Here is a 22,768-nt window from a genome sequence, read left to right as displayed (position 1 = left end):
TATCGAGAACGTGACCACGGGAGGAGGAATACGGTGTTGAGAAAAGACATAGGAATAGATCTCGGTACGGCGAACACCCTCGTCTTTCTCAGAGGGAAAGGTATTGTGGTGAATGAACCATCGGTGATAGCGATAGATTCGACCACGGGCGAGATACTGAAAGTCGGACTCGAAGCGAAAAACATGATAGGAAAAACTCCCGCCACGATCAAGGCCATAAGGCCCATGAAGGATGGTGTAATAGCAGACTACACCGTGGCTCTTGTTATGCTCAGGTATTTCATAAACAAAGCCAAGGGCGGTATGAACCTGTTCAAACCCCGTGTGGTTATAGGAGTTCCCATAGGAATAACAGACGTGGAGAGAAGAGCCATTCTCGACGCGGGTCTCGAGGCGGGTGCCAGTAAGGTTTTTCTCATAGAAGAGCCCATGGCAGCCGCTATAGGCTCAAATCTCAACGTCGAAGAGCCCTCCGGGAACATGGTGGTGGACATCGGTGGAGGAACGACGGAGGTCGCCGTCATCTCCCTTGGAAGCATCGTCACGTGGGAATCGATACGTATCGCTGGAGACGAGATGGACGAAGCCATAGTTCAGTACGTGAGGGAGACATATCGGGTGGCAATTGGCGAGAGAACGGCTGAACGGGTGAAGATAGAGATAGGAAACGTCTTTCCATCCAAAGAAAACGACGAGCTCGAAACAACGGTTTCCGGGATAGACCTTTCCACCGGCTTGCCCAGAAAGCTCACTCTGAAAGGAGGAGAAGTGCGGGAAGCCCTCAGGAGTGTGGTGGTGGCCATAGTGGAAAGTGTGAGAACTACTCTGGAAAAAACACCTCCCGAGCTCGTTTCCGACATCATAGAGCGCGGAATCTTTCTCACCGGTGGCGGATCTCTTCTGAGAGGACTTGACACTCTGCTTCAGAGAGAAACGGGGATCAGCGTCATCAGGGCCGAAGAGCCGCTCACCGCTGTGGCTAAAGGAGCAGGAATGGTACTGGACAAAGTGAATATTCTGAGAAAACTTCAGGGTGCCGGGTGATGAAAAGACTGATACTTTTTCTTCTCTTCCTCACTGTTTTCTTTTTGAACGAGACTTTCAACGTGTCCGACAAACTACAGTACATTTTCTACAGAATAACTTTTCCCTTTCTGAAGCTGAGAGCCACAGCTCAGGATGTGATTTTGAGGCTTCAAAATAGAGTCTATCCAGGTGATGTTTATCTGGGAACCAGTAGCGTGGGAAACCTCTTCTTTGTGACCGGGAAGGGAGAAGGTTTTTTCTACATTCTGGGAGAAGTGGAAAAAGGAGCCATCGTTCTCGATCCGGTGGAGAAGAGGTTCCTTGGGATAGTTGTGGAAAAAGGCCCTATTTCAAAAGTTATGAGGGTGTTTTCTGAAGATTTCGTGGAGAAAGTGAGAGTGGAGAACAATCGCGAGTCTGTTGTGGGAGTCGTCAAAGGGGGACACGTTCCCAGACTCTCCATCATTGAAGACATAGACGTTACAGGCTGGAAAGTATACTTCGAAAGCGAAAAATGGAACGTGGCCTTCAAAGAGTACCTGTTCATGGGAACCGTAGCGGGACGGGATGAGGAGTACTTTCTGCTGAACGTGACACGGGACATTCCGGACAGGGTGATCGTCATCGGGGTGGTAAAATGATCTACGTTCTTGCCTTTCTCAGCGTCTTCTGGGACTACGTCTTCCTGGACGTTTTGAGTTTTTTTCCCGCCTTTCTGGGCCTTGCCTTCTACAGGAGAAATATTCCTCTTTTGTTTCTTGTGCTTCTGATCAGACTCTTTGCAATTCCAGGATACTGGTATATCTTCGTTTTGATTATATTTTTGATATTTGACGCCTTGAGAGAACATTTCTCTTCGGTGGTGCTCCCCGCTGCCGTTCTCGTGGCTGTCGGCTGTCTTGTCGGTGAGATTCGGATGCTGCCAGTTCTGCTTTCTGCCACCGCTGGTATCGTGCTCATTCTGGGAGGATCGAAGCGGTGAAGAACAGGTTGATTCTGATCCTGATGGCCCTATCGTTTGTTCTGATCATCATGAAAGCTTTCCAGGTGCAGATCCTTGAACACGAGAAACACAAAAAGTACATAGACCTTCTTCAAACGAGGCTCGTGAAGATCCCCGCTCCACGGGGAAAGATCATCTCAAGTGATGGAAAAGTGCTCGCAAAAGATGAAGTGGTTTACGTTCTCAATCCGTGGCTGAACAGCATAGATGATCTGAAAAAGACAGGACTCTTCACTTCCGAGGAGATTCTCTCACTTGTTAAAGGCGAATCCATAGTCATCGACAAAGCAAGAGCGGATGTGCTTTCGAAAGCCGGTATGCGGGTTGTCATGGATTACAGGAGAAAGTACGAACCGCTCGCACCGCATGTAGTTGGTTACGTGAACGCTGACAGGATAGGAGTGTACGGTGTGGAGAGTGTGTACGACGAATTCCTGACAGGAACGGACGGTGTGAAGATGGTCTTTGTGGAGCCGTCCGGCGCGATATCTTCTGAAGTTCTTCGAAGCCCCCCGAAACCCGGCGAAGATGTAACACTCACAATCGATACCAGGATACAGAAAGTTGCCGAGGAATCTCTCGAAAAAATCGGAAATCCGGGCTCTGTGATCCTCTCCGATGTCAGAACAGGTGAAATCCTCGCCCTCGCATCGTTCCCAGAATATAACCCCCAGAACTTTTACGAAGGCTTCACTAAAAGAGAGTGGGAAAGGTTTGCTAGAAATTCACCTTCTCCTTTGATCAACAGAGCGATATCGTCCGCGTACAGCCCAGGGTCTTCCATAAAGATACTCTGGGCCGTAGCCGCTTTGCTGAACGGTGTCGATCCGGAAGAGAAGATCAACTGCCGTGGAGTGTTCGAATACAGAAACAGCAGAGGTGAAGTGGTGGCGAGATACAAGGACTGGAAAAAAGAGGGCCACGGCCCCATCGATCTCAGAAAGGCGATCAGAGTTTCCTGCAACGTCTACTTCTATCAGATGGGGTTGAAGCTCGGTGTGGACAAAATGGTCGAAGTTGCGAAGAAGCTAGGTATCTTCGAAAAGACAGGAATAGACCTTCCAGGCGAGAAGAACGGCACACTTCCAACCCCCGAGTGGAAGATGTCCAAGATAGGAGAACCCTGGTATCCTGGTGATACCATCCTGATGTCCATTGGACAAGGGTATCTCACAGCGACTCCTATGGAGCTTTTGAAGCTTGTTTCACTTGTGGCGAACGAAGGAATATTCTACAGACCACACGTGGTGAAAAAAATCGGATCGAAAGCGGTGAAACCGGAGATAGAAACGCAAGTTCAGATCGATGAGAAGATATGGACCTTTATCAAGGATGCCATGGTCGACGTGACGTCCTTCAAAGGAAACGAAAAGGAAGACCCCGGAACTGCGTACCACGTGTTCGGAGACTTTCCGTACAGAGTGGCTGGGAAAACGGGTACCGCAGAGACCGGGAGTGGTGCTCCTCACTCGTGGTTCATAGGTTTTGCTCCCGCGGAAAATCCGGAAGTTGCGATCGTGACGATGGTAGAGCACGGGGGATACGGTTCCGGTGTAGCGGCCCAGATAGCAAGAGAGGTTCTGGAAGAATACTTCAAACTGAAAGAAAGTGCTCAAGAAACTCCCGCGTCCTCTCGTTCTCGGGATTAGAGAAAATCTTCTCGGGAGGCCCCATCTCAACGATTTTTCCATTGTCCATGAAAACCACCCTGTCGGAGACGTCACGGGCGAACCTCATTTCGTGTGTCACGATCAGCATGGTCATACCCGATTGAGCCAGGTCCTTTATGACGTCGAGCACCTCTTTCACAAGCTCTGGATCGAGAGCGGAGGTGGGTTCGTCGAAAAGCATGAGCTCCGGATCCATCATGAGGGCCCTCGCTATGGCTACCCTCTGCTGCTGTCCACCGGAGAGGTTTCCGGGCTTTTCGTTTATCTTTTCGATGAGTCCAACCCTTTCCAGGAGCTTTTTTGCTTTTTCTACAGCCTCATCTTTTGGCATGTTCTTCACCTTCATCGGAGCGAGTATGAGGTTGTTCAGGACGGAAAGGTGCGGAAACAGGTTGAACTGCTGAAAGACCATACCTATGGAACTCCTTATCCTGTTTATGTTCCTGTGGGTGATGAGCTCACCTTTGAAGTAGATCTTCCCCCGCTGATACTCCTCGAGCAGGTTTATACAGCGAAGAAGGGTGCTCTTTCCACTTCCGCTTGGACCGATGATGGAAATCACTTCACCCTTTTTCACCTCGAGATCTATCCCCTTGAGCACGTAGAGTTTTCCAAAATACTTGTGAAGACCTTCGACTTTTAAAACGGTCATACTTTCAACCTGCCTTCCACGAACTTCACCAGTCTGGAAACGGAGAAGGTGATGATGAAGTAGATCAGCGCCACACCGCCGTATATGGGAAAGCTCATAAAGGTTCTGCTCACGATGTATTGAGCGCTTCTCATGAGTTCTACGGTTCCTATCACCATGGCGAGGGAACTGTCCTTTGCGAGGGCGATGAATTCGTTTCCGAGGGCTGGAAGTATGTGCCGGAAAGCCTGAGGAAGAATCACATAGATCATCGCCTGTGCGTGTGACATACCGAGAGATCTTGCCGCTTCATACTGTCCTTTTGGAACGGACTGTATCCCCGCCCTCACGATCTCGGCGACGTACGCACCACTGTTTATTCCGAGCGCAACGACAGCGGCTGTGAACCTGTCGAATTCGAGCCCCAGTTCAGGAAGACCAAAGTACACGAGAAACAGCTGGACCATCAGAGGTGTTCCCCTGAGAAACTCCACGTAGACAGAAGACGGATACCTAATGATCCGGTACTTCGAGAGTCTTCCCATGCCGACGAAGATTCCTATGGCGAGTCCTATGAGAACAGCAAGAGAAGTAAGCTGAAGGGTGCTCAGGGCACCCTTCAGAAGGAGCGGCAGATTATCCACAATCACGCTCAACCATTCTGGCATCTTTCATTCCTCCATCACTCTGAGAACCATTTTTCTATGAGCACGTCGTAAGGACTCTTTTTGAGATCTCTCAATACGCTATTGATGAACTCCAGGAGATCCGTGTCCTCTTTCCTCATGGCGATGCCGTACTGTTCGCTGGAGAGCACTCCACTCGAGATGATAAGATCCGGATTCTTCGCCACAAAAGCCCTTGCTGTGGCAGAGTCCAGCACCATCGCATCTGCACGGCCTCTCTTCAGTTCGAGGAACGCGTCAGTGAACTTATCGAACCTGACAACCTTAATGCCTTCGTACTTTGAAACCTCTATGTCTCCGGTGGTACCAATTTGAACGGCCACGGTTTTCCCTATGAGGTCTTCGTAGGTCTTCGGTCGGAAGTCGCTGTCCTTCCTCACCACGATGACCTGTCCCGCGTCGAAGTACGGATCGGAGAAAGCCACGACCTTCTTTCTCTCCTCTGTGATTGTCATACCGGAGATGATTATATCGATCTTCTTTGTGAGCAAGCTCGGAATGAGTCCGTCGAAGGTCATATCGACGATCTTCAGCTCAACACCGAGTCTTCTCGCGATTTCCTTTGCGAGATCGACATCGAAACCCGCGATATTGCCGTTCTCATCGACGAATTCGAACGGAGGAAAATCCGCGGAGAGTCCAACGAGCAGGTATCCCCTGCTTTTGATCTCGTCGATGGCTCCAGAGAAGATCACGATCGAAACCAGAAGAATCGAAACCACGAGTAATTTTTTCATATTATCACCTCCGATTTATTATAACACAATACTGCATATCAATGCTTTATGAAGAGCAGCCACAAAGCAAAAGCGAGAGCGAGAATCCAAGTGAACCAGTGTACTTCTTTCGATTTCCCAGAGAAGAGCTTCACCAGTGCATAGGAGATGATACCGAGCGCTATTCCGTTGGCTATAGAGTATGTGAGCGGCATAGTTATAACAGTGATGAACGCGGGGAGTGCTTCTGTGATGTCGTCCCATTTCACTCTTCCAAGGTTCCCAATCATGAGCGCTCCAACGAAGATCAGAGCAGGAGCGGTTGCGTATCCAGGAACCGTCTGGGCAAGAGGGGCGAAGAAGAGCATGGCAAGCATACAGAGGGCAACGACAAGGGCTGTGAGACCAGTTCTTCCTCCTTCCGCGATTCCCGCACCGCTCTCGATGTACGTGGTCACTGTCGAGGTTCCAAAGAGTGCACCCACGGAAGTTCCTATCGCGTCCGCGAGAAAGGCCCTGTTCGCCCTTGGAAGCTCTCCGTTCTTCATGAAACCAGCGCTCTGAGCGAGTCCTGTGATGGTACCGAGCGTGTCAAAGAAGTCAACGAAGAAAAAGGTGAGAACAACGATCCAGAAGTCGAGGCTCAAAAATCCAGAAAAGTCGAGCTTCATGAACGTCGGAGATATATCTGGAACGGGACCGACGATTCCCTGGTACTTCGTAACTCCTATTCCGGGGATGGCACCAACGAGTGTGGCTACGAGAATCCCTATCATCACCGCTCCCGGAATCTTCCTGTGGTAGAGTGCCACGATCACGAGGAGCCCCACGACCGTCACGATCACGCCGGGATTCGTAAGATCGCCAAGGGCAACGGAAGTGGCGGGATTGGACACAACGATTCCTGCGCTTCTCAATCCTATGAACGCGATGAAGAAACCGATACCCGCGGAGATGGCTACTTTTATAGACTCGGGTATGATACCCGCGACGAACTTTCTAAATCCAACGAGTGTCAATCCTATGAAGACCAGACCTTCAACGAACACAGCAGCGAGGGCCACTCTCCAGTCTATCCCCATGCCGAGACATACGGTGTAAGTGAAGTATGCGTTCAGTCCCATGCCGGGTGCGAGTGCGAAGGGATAGTTCGCGAAGAAGGCCATGACGAGAGTGGCTGTAGCGGATCCCAGTATCGTTGCGACCATGAAGGCTCCGAAGAACTGCTGGTACAGGGGACTGCTTGCGTCCACGCCGACCGCCTGAACGAGGATGGAAGGATTCACAAAAACGATGTAGACCATGGTGAGGAAAGTAGCGATACCCGCGAAGATCTCCGTCTTTACGTTCGTCCCGTTCTCTCTAAGACGGAACACACAGCTCACCTCCAGGAAATAAAAAATTTAAGGGGATCTCTGGATCCCATACTTTGTTTTGATTTTCTCATTTTTTCTTTAAAGGAGTTTTAAACGAAAGAAAAGCGGGAGGAACAGCCTCCCGCTCACTCGCCGTACTCTTCTTTTAGATACTCCCTTATTTTCTGATCCGCCGTCTTTATCGCCGTTTCCATGTCCACCTTTCCGTTGATGAAATCGGAAAACATGTTTCCAATCACTGTTCTGATCTCGTACCACACACCGATCTGCGGATCGAACACGGCGTTGTCTATCTGCTTCAATGGTATTTCGAGCAGAGGATCGGACTTCGCCGCTTCCTTCCAGATCGACGTTTCGAGGGCGCTTCTTCTCACGGGAATGTAACCCGTGTTGATCGCCCAGTAAGCGGTGACTTCTGGTGATATGAGGTACTTCATGAACTCCCAGGCTGCTTTCTTTTCCTCTTCGCTTGCCGTGTTGAACATGATTATATCCGTTCCGGCAAATGGAACTTTGTTCGTCACCCAGGTGGGAACTGGAGCCCAGCTCCAGGTGAACTTACCCTTCGTGGATTTCTCAACGTAGGGTCTTCCCGCTATCGTGCTTATGTACATCATGATCTTCTGCTGACCAAAGATATCGTTGAGGTATCCACCCTGGAAGTACGCGATTCCATCGTCCACCATCTTTTTCACAAAGGTGAGAACATCTCTTGTTTCCTGACTGTCGATGTTGGAGACCCACTTTCCATCGACCTGCTTCAGGATGGAACCACCGCGGAGCGTGAGGAGTATCTGGAAGAAGTCAACGGTCGTCCTGAAACCGAAACCGTACTGATCGATCTTTCCATCTCCATCGAGATCTTCTGTCATAATTCGCGCTGCTTCGTAGAGTTCATCTATCGTTTTGGGCACATCAACGCCGTACATTGCGAAAGCGTCCGCGTTGTAGTAGAGTATGTAAAGACTCTTGTTGAACGGGACCGCGTAGATGGTGTCTCCCCACATACAGTTGTCCCTCAGAGGTTTGAAAACATCTTCCCACTCTTCACCTCGTGAGGCCTATCTTCGGATCGTTCACGAACTCGTTCAGAGGCTGAACGACACCGCTCTGAATGAGTTTTGCCGTCCAGTTGGAATAGGACTGCGCGATCGTGGGAAGTTCTCCTGCCTGCGCTGCCGCGAGAAGCTTCTGGGAGAGTGCACCGTAGTTTCCAACATAGACCGCTTCGACCTCGATATCCGGGTGGAGTTCGTTGAAGGTGTTCACTATCTCCTGAAGAGTTTTACCGTGTCCCCCGCCCATGGCGTGCCAGAACGTGACCTTCACCTTCGCGAGGGCAAAAACACTGAGAACCACCATGAGAACAACGAGAAATTTCTTCACAGGAATCCCTCCTTTCTCGATGATTTCCCCTTGAATTATACCGCATAGGTTATAATTTGAATGTGAAGAAATTCAGGGAAAGAGAGGTCTGAGTATGAAACCCTCGAAGAAGCTGAGAGAAGCGGTTCTTGCGTACCTCTTTCTTCTTCCATCACTCGTGATCCTCGGAATGTTCGTCTTCTGGCCGGTTGGATTCTCTTTCGTTCTGAGCTTCTTCAAGTGGGATTTCAGGAACATGAAGAATCCCTACTTCACAGGTCTTGACAACTACATCGAGATCTTCAAGTTCGATTATCCTCCGAAGTACTCTTTCGTTTTCACTGTTTTGAACACCTTCTTTCACCTCGCAGTTGCCGGTGCGATCGTGATGCTGATTGTCCATCTGATCAGGAAAAGAACCCTCTCAGGTATCATCTCTAACACCGCTATAGTACTGGTTTACATCGCCTTGAACCTCTTCAACGTGGAGAATCCCATCCTCTCTTTTCTGGCTGCGGCTATCTCCTGGAGCTGGCTGGTGTACGACTTCAAATGGGTGGAGTTCAAGAACGCCTGGCTCTGGTTCATTCTGTTTCTTGCGATCTTCGTCTTCGTGGAGCTGAACTCGTCTCTTCCCGGACTGGTGAATTTTCTGCTCGACGCGAAGGACAAGAATCTCTTCCTGAAGGCGCTCACCAACACACTGTACTACGTAATACTGAGCGTTCCTTCGCAGATCTTCCTTTCTCTCGTGATCGCCCTTCTTCTGAACAGCAACGTGAAGTTCAGGGTGTTCTTCAGAACCGCCTACTTCATACCTTTTGTCACATCAGTTGTGGCCATATCTCTCGTCTGGAAGTGGATCTTCAACGACGAATTCGGTCTTTTGAACTACATCCTCTCTCTGTTCAACATAGAACCCATCTCCTGGCTGAAAGACGAAAGATGGACCATTCCCACGATAGCCATCGTCTCCGTCTGGAAGACCGTCGGGTACGATGCGGTGATCTTCCTTGCGGGGCTCCAGAACATAGACAGGTCTTATTACGAAGCAGCGGAAGTGGATGGTGCGAGTTCTTTGCAGAAGTTCTTCTACATCACCTGGCCGCTTTTGTCGCCGACGACCTTCTTCCTGCTCATAGTTTCCCTAATAGGAGCCTTCAAGGTCTTTGCGGAAGTCTACGTTCTCTACGATGGGCTTCCGGGACCGTACAACAACAGCGGAATGACGCTCGTGTACTACGTGTTCGACCTGTTCTACAGACAGCAGAGAATGGGAATTGCCTCGGCGGCGGCCTACATTCTCTTTGCGATCATACTGATATTCACCTTCATCCAGTACAGGGTTGGAAGAAGAGCGGTCGAATATGTCTCGTGAGGTGATAGCGTGAAGAAGCTGGTCATATACATCCTTCTCATATTCGGTGCCGTTGTCATGCTGGGGCCTTTCATCTGGATGCTGCTCACCTCCTTCAAAGCACCTTCGGAGGTTCAGCAGTGGCCCCCGAGCTTCTACACGAAGAACTTCGCTTTCTCGCGCGATGTAAAAGTGATCCTGAAACCAGGTGTCCAGAGGGTCGCAAAAGGAGTCAGCCTGAGAGAAGCGTACGCTCTGAAAACGGCCGAGGAAAATCTGCTCACCATCACGGTGAACGACGACCCGTTCTACAGAGGAACGATGACGATCCCCCTCAAAGGGGCAAGATACGCAACGGGGGTAGATGTTGAAAGAGTCAAAGAACTCTCCTCTAAATCTCCGGTGGAATTTTCCTGGAAAACACCAGAAGAATTCTTCGAACAGTTCTTCATATACTACAAGAGCGGTGCGGATCCGTACTTTCAGAGGGCAAAACTGGTGAACGAAATTCTGAGTTCAACTGAAGGAGCTCTGAGAACTATCTCTCAAATGAAGCGCTTTGTGAACATCAGAATAAAAGATGAGAAGGAAAGGAAAAGATTTCTTTCTTTTCTCGAGACCGTGAGCAGTGAACTCTCTTCTTTCCAGGAAAAGGTGCTCGGCATGAAATCGGGTACCACTCTCATTCTCTCCGACGAAGAGATAAAGAAACTCTATGAACTTCTCGATGGTTTACAGCTCGAATATTCTGGAGACAACCCGCTCGTTCCTGTCTACAGAAAGAACGTGGCCTCTCCCTTCGAAGAGGTGAAAAGAAACGTCTCCTACTACCTTGAGGTCAGCGGCTTCTTCCAGAGCGTTCAGAAACTTGCCGTGGAAAAAGACATCGTCGCCCGCTCGATGAAAAAAGATGAAAGAAAGGCTCTCTTTTTGAAAAAGATCGAAGACTTTCCCGACAGAGAGCTCGTGGAAAGACTCCTCGAGGAGTCAGAGAACCCCGTTGAGGACTACGTCTCTTTGAAAGAGAAAGAACTCTCAGAGAAACACCGCGTGGATCTTCTCACCATCGCTTCGGTGAAGCCGGTTGTTTCTTCTCTGATCTCCCTCGCGCAGGAAAACGGAATCGAAACAGAAAATTTCTCGCAAATGATCTCTGAAATGGACGTCAAACTCGCTGAAAGCAGTGCCTACAAAGTGTTGAAGTCGAAACTCTCCCAGCTCGATCTGGGCGAAGAGTTTCTCGACGAAGTGGCCAGTTATCTCAGAAACGTTGCATTTCTCAGAAAGGCCTACGAGGACGCGATGAGCTCGTGGAAGATCGTGGACGCTCCAGATTTCGTGAAGGAAGTCCGCGTGAAGGGTGGTGAAGTGATAGAGATCCTTCTGGAGGGTGTTCCCTCTGTCTTTCTGAGCGACGAGCCCATCGACTCTGTGAAACTCAAGTTCTCGTTCTCCGAGGTGCTGGCCAACATCTTTCAGAACTACGTCGATGCCTGGAACGCGGCGCCGTTCCCGAGGTACTACTTCAACACGTTCTTCGTTGCGACAACAACGACACTGCTCGAGGTGGTCACCGCCTCCCTTGCAGCGTACGCCTTCTCCTGGATGGTCTTTCCCGGAAGGGACTTCATCTTCGGACTCTTCCTTGCGACCATGATGATCCCGGGTGAGGTGCTCCTCGTTCCCAACTTCATCACGATCTCGAAACTCGGCTGGATTGACACCTACTACGCCCTCATAATCCCATGGATCGTCAGTGTCTTCGCGATATTCCTTCTGAGACAGCACTTTTTGACCATACCGAGAGAACTCTTCGACGCGGCGAAGATAGACGGGTGTTCTCACTGGAGATTCCTCTGGCAGATGGTGGTGCCTCTCAGCAAACCGGCTGTCATCACTTCTGCACTTCTCAAATTCGTTGGAAGCTGGAACGCGTTCCTGTGGGTCCTCATCGTCACGAACAGCGAAAAGTACAGAACACTGCCCGTTGGACTCCAGGCGTTCAGTTCGGACGTGGGAACTCAGTACAATCTGCTCATGGCGGCTGCTACGTTCTCGATACTCCCCGTGGTGATACTCTTCATCTTCACCCAGAAGTACTTCATCCAGGGAATCGCGAGGACCGGATTGAAATGAAGGAGGCGATGATATGAAAAAGCTCGTTCTTCTGATTCTGATTCTTTCCTGTGCGGTCTTTGGAGAGCTCTTCTACGGAAACCTTCACTCGCACACGTCTTACTCCGACGGTTCCGGAACACCGGACCAGGCCTACGAGTACGCGAAAAGGTACCTCGACGTTCTCGCGGTGACGGACCACGCTTACTACTTCGCCCAGAAGATCAACGGAAAGACAAAACCCTATTTGACGAAGCTTGCCGCGGAGAGGCACACAAAAGACGGTGAATTCGTCGCATTTCAGGGTTTCGAATGGACCGCGGGAGTGGGGCACATAAACGTGTACGAGTCTCTCGAGTGGATCGACAGAAACCAGGAAAGTTCTCTAGAAGGTTTCTACAGGTGGCTCGTTGAACACAAAAAACTCGCCCAGTTCAACCACCCCATAAGCACCTTTGGCACCTTCGATTCGTTCCGCTATTTTCCTGAAGCGGACCAGTATGTGAATCTGATCGAGGTGGGAAACGGGAACTGGTCCTCCGGAGACGTGATAAACGAAGAGATGTTCGGAAACTACATCCTCGCTCTAAACAAAGGATGGCACCTCGGTGCTACCGTGGGACAGGACAACCACAAGCCTAACTGGGGGAGCGCGAACGAAGGAAGAACCGGTATCGTGGCAGACGCTCTGGCCTACGACGACATCATGGATGCCCTCTGGAAGAGGCACACCTTCGGAAGCGAAGACAAGAACGTCAAAGCGCTCTTGAAGAGTGGTCCCCATCTGATGGGAGACATCGTTTTTGTGGAAGATCTCTCTCCACAGAAGATCAGCCTCGAGTACGAAGACTCGGAAAAACTCCTCTACCTTGCCGTCATCTCTCAGAGCGGGACCGTTCTGGAGCTCAGACCTAACACTGAGAAACTGAATCTGACCCTTTCGATCACACCTCCCGATGGATACGAATGGTACTTCGTCTACATGAAACAGTTCGACGGCGACGAGATAGTCACCTCACCGATCTGGTTTCAGATACCTTCTCCTATCTATGTGAACAGTGTGAGAGTCTCTCCAGAAGAGATACACGACGGTGAATCGGCGAAGGTCTACTTCGAGGTCTACAACGTGACCGGTGAAGACCAGAATGTGAAGCTTTCTGTCCTTCTCGATGAAAACCCGCTGAGAGAAGTGGAGATGAAGTTCTCACCGTACCAGGTGAAAAGATTCGTCGTTCCCACGGGATCGCTGGAGAAAGGCTACCATCGTGTTTCTTTCGTGGTGGATGGAAAACTCGTCCAGTCGAGCGGTTTCTCTGTGAAGGAGAAACTGAAGGGTGTGGTCATGATCGACACGCTCCACGAGAACGATCATCTGGAAGAACTCAAATCGCTCGTAGAAGAACTGAAAAAGAGAGGCTACAGCGTGAAGTACCCGAAAGTGATGCTGAAGGACCTGGAAGGTGTGGACATCCTCATCATCTCAACTCCCAAAGAAGGCGGATTGAGCTTTGCAAAGAAGCTTTCAGACAAAGAGCTCGAGGCCATTGCTAACTTCAAGGGTAAAATATACATCGTCCCGGGTGGTGATGAGGAGTACAGGAAGATCTATCTGGAGAAGATAAAAGGGGAGGTCGTCACGCTCGAGGAATTGAGAAAGAAACTGCTCGAGGAGTGATGGATGTTGAAGAGACTTGGAATAGTCGGCTTTGGAGCGAGCGCCATCGGGTTCATCAACGGTCTCATAGAAAGCGGTAAGGTGAAAGACTACAGAATCACCGTTCTGGAGAGGGGAAGAGACTACTCCCACAACACCATCTCCGGTGTGAGGATGGATGGGAAGATCTTCATCTCCCACGGCATGGGAGGAGAGATCTACATTCCCCTTGAGATCCAGGCGAAGACGGTGGAGTTCTACCTGAAGTTTTCCGGCTACACTCCCACCGTCGATAAAAGAGAAGGCATCGTGAACTACCTGAAGTCCTTCGAAAGGGATGGCAGGAAGATAGAGTTCGGAGAGTCCTTCTCGAACGAAGAGATCTACAAGCGCTTCTATCACCACGGTTTCGAACCGGTGAAGTCCTATTTCTTCCATCTGGGAACGGATATCCTGAAAGAGACTAACAAGAACATATACGAGTACTTCTCCTCCTTTGAGAACATAGAGTTTTTCTTTGGAACCGCTGTGGAGGATGTGGAGTTCGGCCCTCCCCACAGGGTGCACACAAGCAGGGGAGAGTTTGAGTTCGACGAGCTCGTGATCGCCGTTGGAAGAAGCGGACACAGACTCATGGAGCGTCTCAAAGAGAAATATCCGCAGCTTGTCAGGCCGAACCAGTTCGTCGACATCGGTGTCAGGTACGAACTTCCAAACCACGTGATGGATCCGTTCTCCGATATGTACGAGGTGAAGGTTCGCTACAGGACCAAAACGGGTTACATCTGCAGGATCTTCTGCCAGAATCCGGCAGGGAAGGTGACACTGGAAAAGTACGAAGACTTCACCACGGTGAACGGCTATTCTGACAGCCTGCATAAGACGGAGAACACGAACTTCGCCATTCTCGTCACCACGCGCTTCACAGAGCCGTTCAAGGATCCCACGGGATACGGTGTCAACCTCGCAAAGCTCGCAAACATCTTAGCCGGTGACAAAGAGAAAGTGATTCTGCAGACGTACGGTGACTTCAAGGAATTCAGAAGGACGAAGAGACTCGGAAGGGTCCACCCCACTCTGGATTCTGAGAGTTACATTCTGGGAGACGCGAATCTCGTCTTTCCGTCGAAGATCAGAGAATCCCTCGTGGATTTCGTGGAGAACCTGGAGAAGGTCATACCGGGGGCTTCCTACTTCGACAACCTGCTCTACGCCGTCGAGGTGAAGTTCTACACGAACAAGTTCCTGAACGACATCGTGGAAGGTCTCCACGTGGTGGGAGACTGCTCCGGGTGGACCAGATCGATCCAGTACGCCACCTCGATGGGATACATGAGAGCTGTTGGAATGAAGATTCAATCTCTGTGAGACAGAATCGCAAAGAATCCCCACTCGATGAGAAGAACAGAGAAGAAAACGACGAAACCTTCCCAGAAGGTGAACCTGTGCACGTTGAAGATGTGAAGAAACAGAACGGTGGCTATGGCACAGGAAACAAGACCGTTCGGGAAACCCTTTTTCACAAGAGAATTGATCCCCGCGTACCCAAAGAGAATGGCAAAGACGATTCCAAGAAACTTTCCAAACGAAACATCGAACACGTTGAAGACGGAAAGAAGAATGAGTACACCGAGAAGTATCAGAACCATTCCAAAGAATCTCAAGTCCATCCCTCCCTCATTTGCACTCGAGAATATTCTACCACTTTAAAACCTGTGTTAGAATAACCTTAAAGGGAGGTAGAAATATGTTATCACCAACGGAAAAAAGGTATCTACTCGCCGTTCTTTTGACAACGGAAGAGGGAAGCACGAGACTGAAGAGAGTATCGGACTTTTTGAAAGTGAAAATGCCCTCCGCGAAGCAGATTCTGGAAGACCTCGCGAACAAAAAGCTCGTAAATTACGTGAGAAGAGGTCCTATCTCTCTGACAAAAAAGGGAATGGAACTCGCTCAAAAAGAGCTTGAGCGCTTCAACAACCTGAAAGAATTTCTGAAGAAGATCCTCTTCCTCGATGAAGAAGAGGCAGAGAAAGGTGCCTGGGAGATCTTCTTCAACCTCGAGGAGAGTATCGCCGATAGGGTCGTTGATTTCATGAACTTCCTCACCCACTGTCCACACATAACGCCGATATGCATAAAGGGCTTCAAAGAATATCTGGAAACAGGAGAGTTTCCAACTCTTTGCAGACTCAGAAGATGATGATATAATCGTGAAAGTGAAATCCCGCTCCACCCATCCGGAGGTGGGGCCGAACGTCCGAGGGAGGTGAGTTTCTGTGGCTTACGTGAAAGAGAGGATCTACGAGAGCATGTTCATCATCGCACCGAACGTTCCAGAGGAAGAGAGAGAAAATCTCGTCGAAAGAGTCAAGAAGGTCATCGAAGAAAGAGTCAAGGGAAAGATCGACAAAGTGGAAAGGATGGGCATGAGAAAGTTCGCCTACGAGATCAAGAAGTTCAACGAAGGAGACTACACGGTGATCTACTTCAGGTGCGATGGTCAGAACCTTCAGGAGCTGGAAAACTTCTACAGGGTGACGCCTGAGATCATCAGATGGCAGACCTTCAGAAGGTTCGACCTGGAAAAGAAAGAGAGAAAGGCGCAGAGAGAAAAGGCAGCTGCTGAAGCTATCGAGTCGAGTGAAGGAGGATCCGAAGCTTAATGTCTTTCTTTAACAAGATCATACTCATAGGAAGACTCGTGAGAGATCCCGAAGAGAGATACACGCTCAGCGGAACTCCCGTCACCACCTTCACCATAGCGGTGGACAGGGTTCCCAGAAAGAACGCGCCGGACGACGCTCAAACGACTGATTTCTTCAGGATCGTCACCTTTGGAAGACTGGCAGAGTTCGCTAGAACCTATCTCACCAAAGGAAGGCTCGTTCTCGTCGAAGGTGAAATGAGAATGAGAAGATGGGAAACACCCACTGGAGAAAAGAGGGTATCTCCGGAGGTTGTCGCAAACGTTGTGAGATTCATGGACAGAAAGCCCACCGAAACAGTCAGCGAGACTGAAGAGGAACTGGAAATACCGGAGGAAGACTTTTCCGGCGATACCTTCAGTGAAGATGAACCACCATTTTGAGGGAGGTGTGTTTGATGGCTTACAGGAGGAGAAAGAAGAAGGTCAAGAAGTGCAGACTCTGTGAAATGAAATTGGATTACGTTGATTATAAAGACACAAGGCTTCTCAGTGAATTTCTCACCGACAAGGGAAAGATCATACCAAAGAGGCTCACCGGAAACTGCTCAAAGCACCAGAGAATGGTAAAGGTAGCCATCAAAAGGGCAAGACAGATGGGACTCCTTCCATACCTGAAGATATGAAAGAAGGGCGCTTCGGCGCCCTTCTTCATTCTCCGTCCTCTTCAGTGTCTTCTTCGAAGAAGATCTCTTCGATATCGGGTATGCTGTTCTGCCACTTTTCGAAGACTTTCTGAGCCGTTGCGTATTCTACTCCTTCCAGCATCACGCCTTCCGGAGTGTCGTCTGCTTTGAAGATGTAGACTTCACCGAGGTCTTCGATCATGTCTCTTGCGTCGTTCAGGAAGACTTCTTCGCAGACCCAAAAGATATTTCCTTCGTCCTCCACTTCTCCCAGCTTGTGGAAGAAGACTTCGTTTCCATCCTGATCGATCAGGCTGAAAACTTCCGTTGTGTGTTCGTGTTCATGTTCATGCTCATGTTCGTGCATACTCATAATAAAAACCTCCTTGACAAAAAACTGGGCTCTGAGAAATACTACCATTTGTGGAGGATAAAATCAAGTGGCTGGTGTGATCTTCCAAAGACTCGATCTTCGGGAGGTCCTGAAACCGTGGAAATAAAGCGTCTCACAGAGAGAGTGGCCTACGTTCCAAATCCGGTGAACATAGGTGTCGTGTACACAGAAAACGTTGCCGTTCTTGTGGACAGCGGGCTCGATGAGAGCGTGCCAAGAAAGATTTCTCGACTTCTGGAAAAGCCTCCTTTGTATCTCATAAACACCCACTCTCACGCCGACCACTGTGGTGGAAACACCTTTCTGAAAAAACGCTTCTCCACCCGCGTGTTCGCTCCAAAGATGGAAAAAGAGATCATAGAAAACACCGTCTTTGAGCCTTTCTACCTGTACGGTGCTTATCCGCCGAATGAGCTCAGAAACAAGTTTCTCATGGCAAATCCCTCCGCTGTCGATGAAGCGATTGAGGAAGGAACCATCACGATCGAGAACGTGGATCTTGAGATAGTACCTCTTTCCGGACACTCGCCGAACCAGATCGGAGTGGCTGTGGATGGTGTCCTTTTCTGTGCAGACGCCGTGTTTTCTGAAGAAACACTGAGAAAACACAGAATATTCGTCATCTACAGCGTGGAGAAGTTCCTTGAAACGCTCGACTTTCTTGAAAAGACAAACTACAGCTGCTACGTTCCGTCTCATGGAGAGGTGACTCGAGACATCGGTGAACTTGTGGAGAAAAACAGAAAGGCAGTGGAGAACATCATCAACGCTGTTCTGGAAATCACAGTAAATCCTGTGAGCACAGACGAACTGATGAAACAGCTCTTCAACAGATTCGAAATCACACTGGAGAATCTCACACAGTACATACTCTACAGATCCACCGTTCACGCGTATCTGAGCTTTCTTCTGGACAGGAAAGAGATAGAGAGGGAATTCAGAGACAACGTTCTTGTATGGAGGCGGTGCTGATGCTAGTGAACTGGATGTTCCTTGGACTCGAGTATCTCGTGGGAGTTCTTCTTGTTTTCTTTGCGATACGTTTCTTCGGTCTGAAAGGAATGTACGCTCTTGGAGCGATTCTTGTTCTCTACATGAACGTTGCCGTTTTGAAGGCGTACGAACTGCTTCCCGGTGTTCAGCTGTACGCCGGGGTTTTCCTCGGGCCTTTCTTTGTCACGCTGATCGCCATCGTGACCGAGGTGTACGGGTACAGAGAGGCGCAGAGACTGGTGGCGGTGGGTTTCTTTGCCCAGGTCGTGTTTCTGGTGGGGATGCTGATCGCGCTCGGTTATATACCTTCCAGCGAAGATTGGGCGCACGAACACATGAAGGCTCTCTTTCTTCCCGTCTGGAGAACCACGCTCTTCAGTTGGCTCGCGTTCGTCACGTCTGGTATATTCAAGGCGAGGTTTCAGGATTTTTTGAAGCGAACAAAGGGCCTTTTTGGAAAACACCTGTGGCTGCGCGACAACGCCGCAACGAAACTGGCCCAGCTTGTGGACAACGTGATCTTCTTCTACGGAGCCCTCATCGGGTACTTCTCCCTGAGAACGATCACGGTCTTTCTGATTTGGACCACGCTCTTTGAGTGGCTCTTCGACTACTTCGACACGTGGGTCGTGGCGAAGGGTGTGGGGTGGATGTTGAACAGCAGTGAACCTTATCTTCAGAAGGAGTGAGCGATTTGAAGGTTCTTGTCATTGGATATATGCACCCAAGAAACGACAAGAGGGTCTTCAGAACGGTTCAGGCTCTGTCCAAGAAAGGTGAAGTTATTTATCAGTACTGGACGGAGAAAGAAGAGCTACCTTTTAAGGAGAATAACATCAGATACATCCCCGTGAAATGTTCGAACAGGGGAAATATTTTCCAGAAAGCCGTTGAAAGAAAACAAGTCGATGAAAAAATCCGTCATTTCGTAGAAACTGAAGATTACGATATCTTATACATGCATCACTTTCCGGCTACAAAACCTCTAAAGCCCTTCGTTGTGGCTAAAAAGCGTGGAAAAAAGATTGTCTACGATATACACGAGTATCATCCTCAGAATTTTCTCAGTACTCTTCCCAGGCCTTTGAGTGATCTGAAAGAATTTGTAATGTGGAGGATATTCAAAAAACAGCTTCAGCTGTCTGACCTGTGTATCTTCGTCTCTGAAGAAACACGGAACGATGTTGTGGCAAAGACCGGACTGGATCCGGAGAAGACTTTCATTGTACCAAACTACGCATCGATGAAAATCGAACCAGATCCGAGCAAAAAGAAAAAAGAAATCGTTCTGGTAGGAAAAACACCGAGAAATCTCATTCATGAAAAGAAACTCATAAGGGCACTTGTTGAAAGAGGATTTTCTTTCAGAATAATAGGAATGGATTCAGAAGCGTTTTCTGATGTTCCGCACACGTACACATCTTTTCTGCCGTACGAAAAGATGATGGAAGAACTCTCAAAGAGCATGTTTTCACTGATATCGTACAGCACTACTGGGAGAGAAGATTACAAGAACGATCTGTACGCTTTACCGCACAAATTTTACGACTCCATCGCTGCCGGAACACCCGTTATCGTGAAGAATTCTTTCGTTTCGATGGCAAAGATAGTCGAGGATCTGGGAATAGGAGTTGTTATAGACCCGGCAAACGTTGAGGAAAGCCTGAAGAGAATAGAAAATGCATGTCAGAGATACGAAGAGATACTGGAGAATATCAGAAGACATCAGGAGGGATTCGTGTGGGACGAGAAGAAGGAAGAAGAATTTCTGGAAAGAGTCATGGGTTGAGAGTACTCTCACTGGTCGGTGCAAGGCCTCAGATCATAAAAGAGGCAGTGCTTCACAGGGAATTCAAAGAAAAGGGGATAGAGGAGATCCTCGTTCACTCCGGACAGCACTACGACTACAATATGTCAGATGTGTTCTTTGAAATTCTTGAGATCAGACAACCTCACTACAATCTCAACGTGGGATCTGGAACCCATGGAGAAATGACGGGAAAGATCATGATCGAGTTTGAAAAGGTTCTCCTCAGGGAAAAACCTGATCTTGTTCTGGTTTACGGCGACACCAACACAACCCTTGCTGGTGCGCTCGTGGCTGCAAAACTCAAAATACCTGTCGCCCACGTTGAGGCGGGGTTGAGGCAGCATCCCAAAGACATGCCCGAGGAGATAAACAGGATCGTCACAGATCGTGTCTCTCAACTTCTTTTCTGTCCGAGCAAACTCGCGGTGAGGAATCTCGAAAGGGAAGGAATCACAGAAGGAGTTTACTTTGTGGGGGATGTGATGTACGATCTTTTTCTCAAGATGGAGGATAGATTCAGATACGATGTGTTCGAAAAGCTGGGGCTGAAAGAGAACGAATTCATTCTCGTTACTCTCCACAGGGATTTCAACGTGGACGATCCAGTAAAACTGAGAAAGATTTTAGAGCAACTCAAAAGAATCTCCAGAGAGAAGAAAGTAGTCTTTCCCATCCATCCTAGAACGAAAAAGAGAGTGGAGGAATTTGGTCTCAAAAACCTCCTGGAAGGTATGGTTGTGATAGACCCGGTGGATTATCTGAACCTCATGGGACTTGTAAAAAGGTGCTGGAAAGTAGTGACAGACAGCGGAGGTCTTCAGAAAGAAGCGTATTTTGCGGGGAAAAGAGCGATAGTCGTGATGCCGGATACGGGCTGGAGAGAACTCGTCGAAGCAGGCTGGAACAAGTTAGCCAGTGAAGAGAATCTCTTCGACGTGACCATGGAAGAAGACCGTTCGGAATATCCATCAGGACTGTACGGCGACGGAAACGCCGCTGGAAAGATCGTTGAGGTGATAGAGGAATGGTTTCGGAGTTGAAGAAAGAAGGGCCTGAAGAATCTTAGTTTCACGTGAGTTTCTCTTCAACAGTGTCGATGAAGCGGTTCAAAAGATCGTCGAAGAAGACTACGATTCGAAAAGGTACAGAGACTACGTGATCAAAAAAGGCTGGACCATCGAACACCAGGTGAAGGCGTTCGAGGAATTTATTGAGTCTCTTTAAAAATTTTGTTTGTCTCAAGTGATGAGATCAAAAATATTCGGTAGGGGGGATGTGTATGAAAATGAGAGTGTTCGTCGTGGTTTTTGTCCTCATCGCTTTGGTGCTTTTTGCGAAGGGGACATTTTATGTTCGAGATTTCTTAACGGATACCCTTTACAAAATCTACTACATGCTTGATTCGGAGCTTCATACGTGGGTTGGACATGATAATTACGTGGACATTCCCAAAGACGATTTCAATAAACTTAGATTGGCAATTGAAGACAACGAAAAGCATATCTGGGAACTAAAAAAGAAGATTAGCGATTTAGAAGGTCAATGCTCGGAACTGACAACTCAAATCAAAGAGCTCAAAGGACAGCTTTCAGAAAAAGATCGGGTTATAGCAGATCTGGAAAGAGAGAAGTCCATTCTGGAAACCCGTACTAAAACACTCGAGGCTTCTGTGACTATACTGGAAAATTTAGTTGAAGAAAAGGATCAGAAAATAGCTGAACTTGAGCAGCAGATTTCCTTAAAAAATCAGCATATTTCAAATTTAAAGGAACAAATTGATATCTACAAAGATTTGCTCGGTTCAAAAGATGAAGAGATCGCGACGCTTGCTTCGCTCGCGAATGCTCCTGCGACGATAACAGAAATCCTCAGAGAGAACGAGGATTTGAAGAAACAACTTGAAATAGCAAATGCTACCATAACTGTTCTGGAAGAAAAAATCAGAGAAAAAGAAGAGCAACTCTCTTTGGCGGAATCTCAACTACAGCAGATCGACCAACTAAAAGTCATCGTAGAAACCTATGAAAGCTCAATAACAACTCTCCAGGAAGCTCTGGATGAAAAAGATGAACAACTGAAAACTCTTTCGGATGTTCTTTCAAATGACATAAAGAATCTCCGGGAAAAATTAAAAGTTGCACTATCAACTCTAAAGTCGTTAAGCAATTTTTTGAAGAGTTTTCAAGATGTTGCTTCAAACCTTGAAGACTTTCAGCTTGAAATTCAGAAACTAATAGAAGACATAACTATGGTCGTCGAAGAATAGGGTAAAGGGTGATAATGTGCGCTTTGTCTCGATTAGAGATATCAGGAACAATCCAGCAGTGCTCTGGAAAGACAGTGAAGCGGTCATCACAGTGAATGGAAAGCCGAAGGCTGTTGTCATGAGAATCGATGGAGATCCAAAAGAAATTCTGGATTTCATAGAAAAGATGAGAGTTCAAATGGCTGTTGAGAAATTACGGATGTTTTCTCTGGAAAAAGGATTGAACAATCTCTCAGATGATGAAGTTGAAAAAATAGTTAGAGAAGAAAAACGAAGGTGTTCTCCTGAATAATGAATTTGAATTCATCTATCCCGGTATTATCAAAGACGCGGCAGGTATCGAAAGGGGCAACAGTTTTTCAAACCGGCAGAG

The 22,768-nt window shown here is 48.5% G+C and carries 24 protein-coding genes and 1 pseudogene; 18 read left to right on the top strand and 7 right to left on the bottom strand.

The features are described 5' to 3' along the window. The first annotated feature begins 33 nt into the window (after positions 1–33). From T2812B_RS01750 to T2812B_RS01735, 4 genes are read left to right on the top strand one after another with little or no spacing between them, the layout of a single operon-like run. Positions 34–1,044: a rod shape-determining protein gene (locus T2812B_RS01750; RefSeq protein ID WP_008192394.1), complete on the top strand. Its 1,011-nt coding sequence runs from the start codon at positions 34–36 to the stop codon at positions 1,042–1,044. Beyond that, positions 1,044–1,667 carry a hypothetical protein gene (locus tag T2812B_RS09755; RefSeq protein WP_038050719.1) on the top strand — a complete coding sequence of 208 codons (624 nt, stop codon included), beginning with the start codon at positions 1,044–1,046 and terminating at the stop codon, positions 1,665–1,667. The genes T2812B_RS01750 and T2812B_RS09755 overlap by 1 nt, the downstream gene beginning before the upstream one ends. After that, positions 1,664–2,008, top strand: a complete 345-nt coding sequence (locus T2812B_RS09750; protein WP_008192397.1) for a hypothetical protein — start codon at positions 1,664–1,666, stop codon at positions 2,006–2,008. The genes T2812B_RS09755 and T2812B_RS09750 overlap by 4 nt, the downstream gene beginning before the upstream one ends. After that, positions 2,005–3,678, top strand: coding sequence for a penicillin-binding transpeptidase domain-containing protein (locus tag T2812B_RS01735; protein ID WP_008192400.1), 1,674 nt, complete (start codon positions 2,005–2,007; stop codon positions 3,676–3,678). Before T2812B_RS09750 ends, T2812B_RS01735 begins: the two co-directional genes overlap by 4 nt. On the opposite strand, the gene T2812B_RS01730 is transcribed toward T2812B_RS01735, so the two are convergent. From T2812B_RS01730 to T2812B_RS01710, 5 genes and pseudogenes are all read right to left on the bottom strand, one after another. Continuing rightward, on the bottom strand, positions 3,623–4,351 hold the full coding sequence (locus T2812B_RS01730) for an amino acid ABC transporter ATP-binding protein (protein ID WP_008192403.1): 729 nt from the start codon (positions 4,349–4,351) through the stop codon (positions 3,623–3,625). The genes T2812B_RS01735 and T2812B_RS01730 overlap by 56 nt on opposite strands. Further along, positions 4,348–4,998 carry an amino acid ABC transporter permease gene (locus T2812B_RS01725; RefSeq protein WP_008192408.1) on the bottom strand — a complete coding sequence of 217 codons (651 nt, stop codon included), beginning with the start codon at positions 4,996–4,998 and terminating at the stop codon, positions 4,348–4,350. The genes T2812B_RS01730 and T2812B_RS01725 overlap by 4 nt, the downstream gene beginning before the upstream one ends. A gap of 14 nt (positions 4,999–5,012) precedes the next feature. After that, complete coding sequence (locus T2812B_RS01720; RefSeq protein ID WP_008192410.1) at positions 5,013–5,753, bottom strand: basic amino acid ABC transporter substrate-binding protein; 741 nt, start codon at positions 5,751–5,753, stop codon at positions 5,013–5,015. 38 nt (positions 5,754–5,791) lie between these two features. Then, complete coding sequence (locus tag T2812B_RS01715) at positions 5,792–7,108, bottom strand: NCS2 family permease (protein ID WP_008192416.1); 1,317 nt, start codon at positions 7,106–7,108, stop codon at positions 5,792–5,794. Between the two features lie 125 nt (positions 7,109–7,233). Further along, positions 7,234–8,494, bottom strand: a pseudogene (locus T2812B_RS01710) (ABC transporter substrate-binding protein). A 94-nt stretch (positions 8,495–8,588) separates the two neighbouring features. Here T2812B_RS01710 and T2812B_RS01705 point away from each other — a divergent pair. Genes T2812B_RS01705 through T2812B_RS01690 form a run of 4 tightly spaced genes read left to right on the top strand, consistent with a single transcriptional unit; the run spans position 8,589 to position 14,967 of the window. Next, on the top strand, positions 8,589–9,851 hold the full coding sequence (locus T2812B_RS01705) for a carbohydrate ABC transporter permease (protein WP_008192421.1): 1,263 nt from the start codon (positions 8,589–8,591) through the stop codon (positions 9,849–9,851). Positions 9,852–9,860: 9 nt separating this feature from the next. Then, positions 9,861–11,966, top strand: coding sequence for an ABC transporter permease subunit (locus T2812B_RS09745; protein ID WP_008192426.1), 2,106 nt, complete (start codon positions 9,861–9,863; stop codon positions 11,964–11,966). 13 nt (positions 11,967–11,979) lie between these two features. Next, entirely contained in the window at positions 11,980–13,620 is a 1,641-nt protein-coding gene (locus T2812B_RS01695) for a CehA/McbA family metallohydrolase (RefSeq protein ID WP_008192430.1), read from the top strand. 3 nt (positions 13,621–13,623) lie between these two features. Further along, entirely contained in the window at positions 13,624–14,967 is a 1,344-nt protein-coding gene (locus T2812B_RS01690) for an NAD(P)/FAD-dependent oxidoreductase (RefSeq protein ID WP_008192431.1), read from the top strand. Here the strand turns inward: T2812B_RS01690 and T2812B_RS09740 are convergent. Continuing rightward, positions 14,955–15,269, bottom strand: coding sequence for a hypothetical protein (locus T2812B_RS09740; protein WP_231556591.1), 315 nt, complete (start codon positions 15,267–15,269; stop codon positions 14,955–14,957). The two genes, T2812B_RS01690 and T2812B_RS09740, sit on opposite strands and share 13 nt — an antisense overlap. 77 nt (positions 15,270–15,346) lie before the next feature. On the opposite strand from T2812B_RS09740, the gene T2812B_RS01680 reads away from it, so the two are divergent. The 4 genes from T2812B_RS01680 (at position 15,347) to rpsR (ending at position 16,932) form a co-directional block, all read left to right on the top strand. Next, positions 15,347–15,802, top strand: a complete 456-nt coding sequence (locus T2812B_RS01680) for a metal-dependent transcriptional regulator (RefSeq protein WP_008192436.1) — start codon at positions 15,347–15,349, stop codon at positions 15,800–15,802. Between the two features lie 76 nt (positions 15,803–15,878). Beyond that, positions 15,879–16,265, top strand: a complete 387-nt coding sequence (rpsF, locus tag T2812B_RS01675; protein WP_008192440.1) for a 30S ribosomal protein S6 — start codon at positions 15,879–15,881, stop codon at positions 16,263–16,265. Next, positions 16,265–16,690, top strand: a complete 426-nt coding sequence (locus T2812B_RS01670; RefSeq protein WP_008192443.1) for a single-stranded DNA-binding protein — start codon at positions 16,265–16,267, stop codon at positions 16,688–16,690. The genes rpsF and T2812B_RS01670 overlap by 1 nt, the downstream gene beginning before the upstream one ends. Positions 16,691–16,704: 14 nt before the next feature. Continuing rightward, on the top strand, positions 16,705–16,932 hold the full coding sequence (rpsR, locus tag T2812B_RS01665; protein WP_008192445.1) for a 30S ribosomal protein S18: 228 nt from the start codon (positions 16,705–16,707) through the stop codon (positions 16,930–16,932). 25 nt (positions 16,933–16,957) lie between these two features. On the opposite strand, the gene T2812B_RS01660 is transcribed toward rpsR, so the two are convergent. Then, positions 16,958–17,305 carry a hypothetical protein gene (locus tag T2812B_RS01660; RefSeq protein WP_008192451.1) on the bottom strand — a complete coding sequence of 116 codons (348 nt, stop codon included), beginning with the start codon at positions 17,303–17,305 and terminating at the stop codon, positions 16,958–16,960. A 117-nt stretch (positions 17,306–17,422) separates the two neighbouring features. Here T2812B_RS01660 and T2812B_RS01655 point away from each other — a divergent pair, with 117 nt between their 5' ends. The 6 genes from T2812B_RS01655 to T2812B_RS01630 all read left to right on the top strand — a co-directional run bounded on the left by T2812B_RS01655 (position 17,423) and on the right by T2812B_RS01630 (position 22,687). Then, on the top strand, positions 17,423–18,298 hold the full coding sequence (locus T2812B_RS01655; protein WP_008192453.1) for an MBL fold metallo-hydrolase: 876 nt from the start codon (positions 17,423–17,425) through the stop codon (positions 18,296–18,298). Further along, on the top strand, positions 18,298–19,008 hold the full coding sequence (locus T2812B_RS01650; protein WP_008192456.1) for a queuosine precursor transporter: 711 nt from the start codon (positions 18,298–18,300) through the stop codon (positions 19,006–19,008). The genes T2812B_RS01655 and T2812B_RS01650 overlap by 1 nt, the downstream gene beginning before the upstream one ends. A 5-nt stretch (positions 19,009–19,013) precedes the next feature. After that, positions 19,014–20,108, top strand: a complete 1,095-nt coding sequence (locus T2812B_RS01645) for a glycosyltransferase family 4 protein (protein WP_008192459.1) — start codon at positions 19,014–19,016, stop codon at positions 20,106–20,108. Further along, positions 20,105–21,169, top strand: a complete 1,065-nt coding sequence (wecB, locus tag T2812B_RS01640) for a non-hydrolyzing UDP-N-acetylglucosamine 2-epimerase (protein ID WP_029683149.1) — start codon at positions 20,105–20,107, stop codon at positions 21,167–21,169. The genes T2812B_RS01645 and wecB overlap by 4 nt, the downstream gene beginning before the upstream one ends. A 239-nt stretch (positions 21,170–21,408) precedes the next feature. After that, entirely contained in the window at positions 21,409–22,395 is a 987-nt protein-coding gene (locus tag T2812B_RS01635; protein WP_008192466.1) for a hypothetical protein, read from the top strand. A 16-nt stretch (positions 22,396–22,411) separates the two neighbouring features. Further along, the gene (locus T2812B_RS01630) at positions 22,412–22,687 is read left to right on the top strand and encodes a type II toxin-antitoxin system Phd/YefM family antitoxin (protein ID WP_008192469.1); all 276 of its coding nucleotides are present in this window, start codon (positions 22,412–22,414) and stop codon (positions 22,685–22,687) included. The last annotated feature ends 81 nt before the right edge of the window (positions 22,688–22,768 follow it).

The organism is Thermotoga sp. 2812B (assembly GCF_000789335.1).
GTDB classification, from domain to species: domain Bacteria; phylum Thermotogota; class Thermotogae; order Thermotogales; family Thermotogaceae; genus Thermotoga; species Thermotoga maritima.
The sequence above is the reverse complement of the archived record's forward strand: the minus strand, read 5'-3'. Positions and strand labels throughout refer to the sequence as shown.

What these genes read in the sequence shown, in the direction of transcription:
- T2812B_RS01670 (WP_008192443.1), top strand. Translation starts at nt 16,265, where the DNA reads ATGTCTTTCTTTAACAAGATCATACTCATAGGAAGACTCGTGAGAGAT.
- T2812B_RS01725 (WP_008192408.1), bottom strand. Translation starts at nt 4,998, where the DNA reads ATGCCAGAATGGTTGAGCGTGATTGTGGATAATCTGCCGCTCCTTCTG.
- T2812B_RS01730 (WP_008192403.1), bottom strand. Translation starts at nt 4,351, where the DNA reads ATGACCGTTTTAAAAGTCGAAGGTCTTCACAAGTATTTTGGAAAACTC.
- T2812B_RS01695 (WP_008192430.1), top strand. Translation starts at nt 11,980, where the DNA reads ATGAAAAAGCTCGTTCTTCTGATTCTGATTCTTTCCTGTGCGGTCTTT.
- T2812B_RS09750 (WP_008192397.1), top strand. Translation starts at nt 1,664, where the DNA reads ATGATCTACGTTCTTGCCTTTCTCAGCGTCTTCTGGGACTACGTCTTC.
- T2812B_RS01720 (WP_008192410.1), bottom strand. Translation starts at nt 5,753, where the DNA reads ATGAAAAAATTACTCGTGGTTTCGATTCTTCTGGTTTCGATCGTGATC.
- T2812B_RS09755 (WP_038050719.1), top strand. Translation starts at nt 1,044, where the DNA reads ATGAAAAGACTGATACTTTTTCTTCTCTTCCTCACTGTTTTCTTTTTG.
- T2812B_RS01650 (WP_008192456.1), top strand. Translation starts at nt 18,298, where the DNA reads ATGCTAGTGAACTGGATGTTCCTTGGACTCGAGTATCTCGTGGGAGTT.
- T2812B_RS01660 (WP_008192451.1), bottom strand. Translation starts at nt 17,305, where the DNA reads ATGAGTATGCACGAACATGAGCATGAACATGAACACGAACACACAACG.
- T2812B_RS01690 (WP_008192431.1), top strand. Translation starts at nt 13,624, where the DNA reads ATGTTGAAGAGACTTGGAATAGTCGGCTTTGGAGCGAGCGCCATCGGG.
- rpsR (WP_008192445.1), top strand. Translation starts at nt 16,705, where the DNA reads ATGGCTTACAGGAGGAGAAAGAAGAAGGTCAAGAAGTGCAGACTCTGT.
- T2812B_RS01705 (WP_008192421.1), top strand. Translation starts at nt 8,589, where the DNA reads ATGAAACCCTCGAAGAAGCTGAGAGAAGCGGTTCTTGCGTACCTCTTT.
- T2812B_RS01635 (WP_008192466.1), top strand. Translation starts at nt 21,409, where the DNA reads ATGAAAATGAGAGTGTTCGTCGTGGTTTTTGTCCTCATCGCTTTGGTG.
- T2812B_RS01680 (WP_008192436.1), top strand. Translation starts at nt 15,347, where the DNA reads ATGTTATCACCAACGGAAAAAAGGTATCTACTCGCCGTTCTTTTGACA.
- T2812B_RS09740 (WP_231556591.1), bottom strand. Translation starts at nt 15,269, where the DNA reads ATGGACTTGAGATTCTTTGGAATGGTTCTGATACTTCTCGGTGTACTC.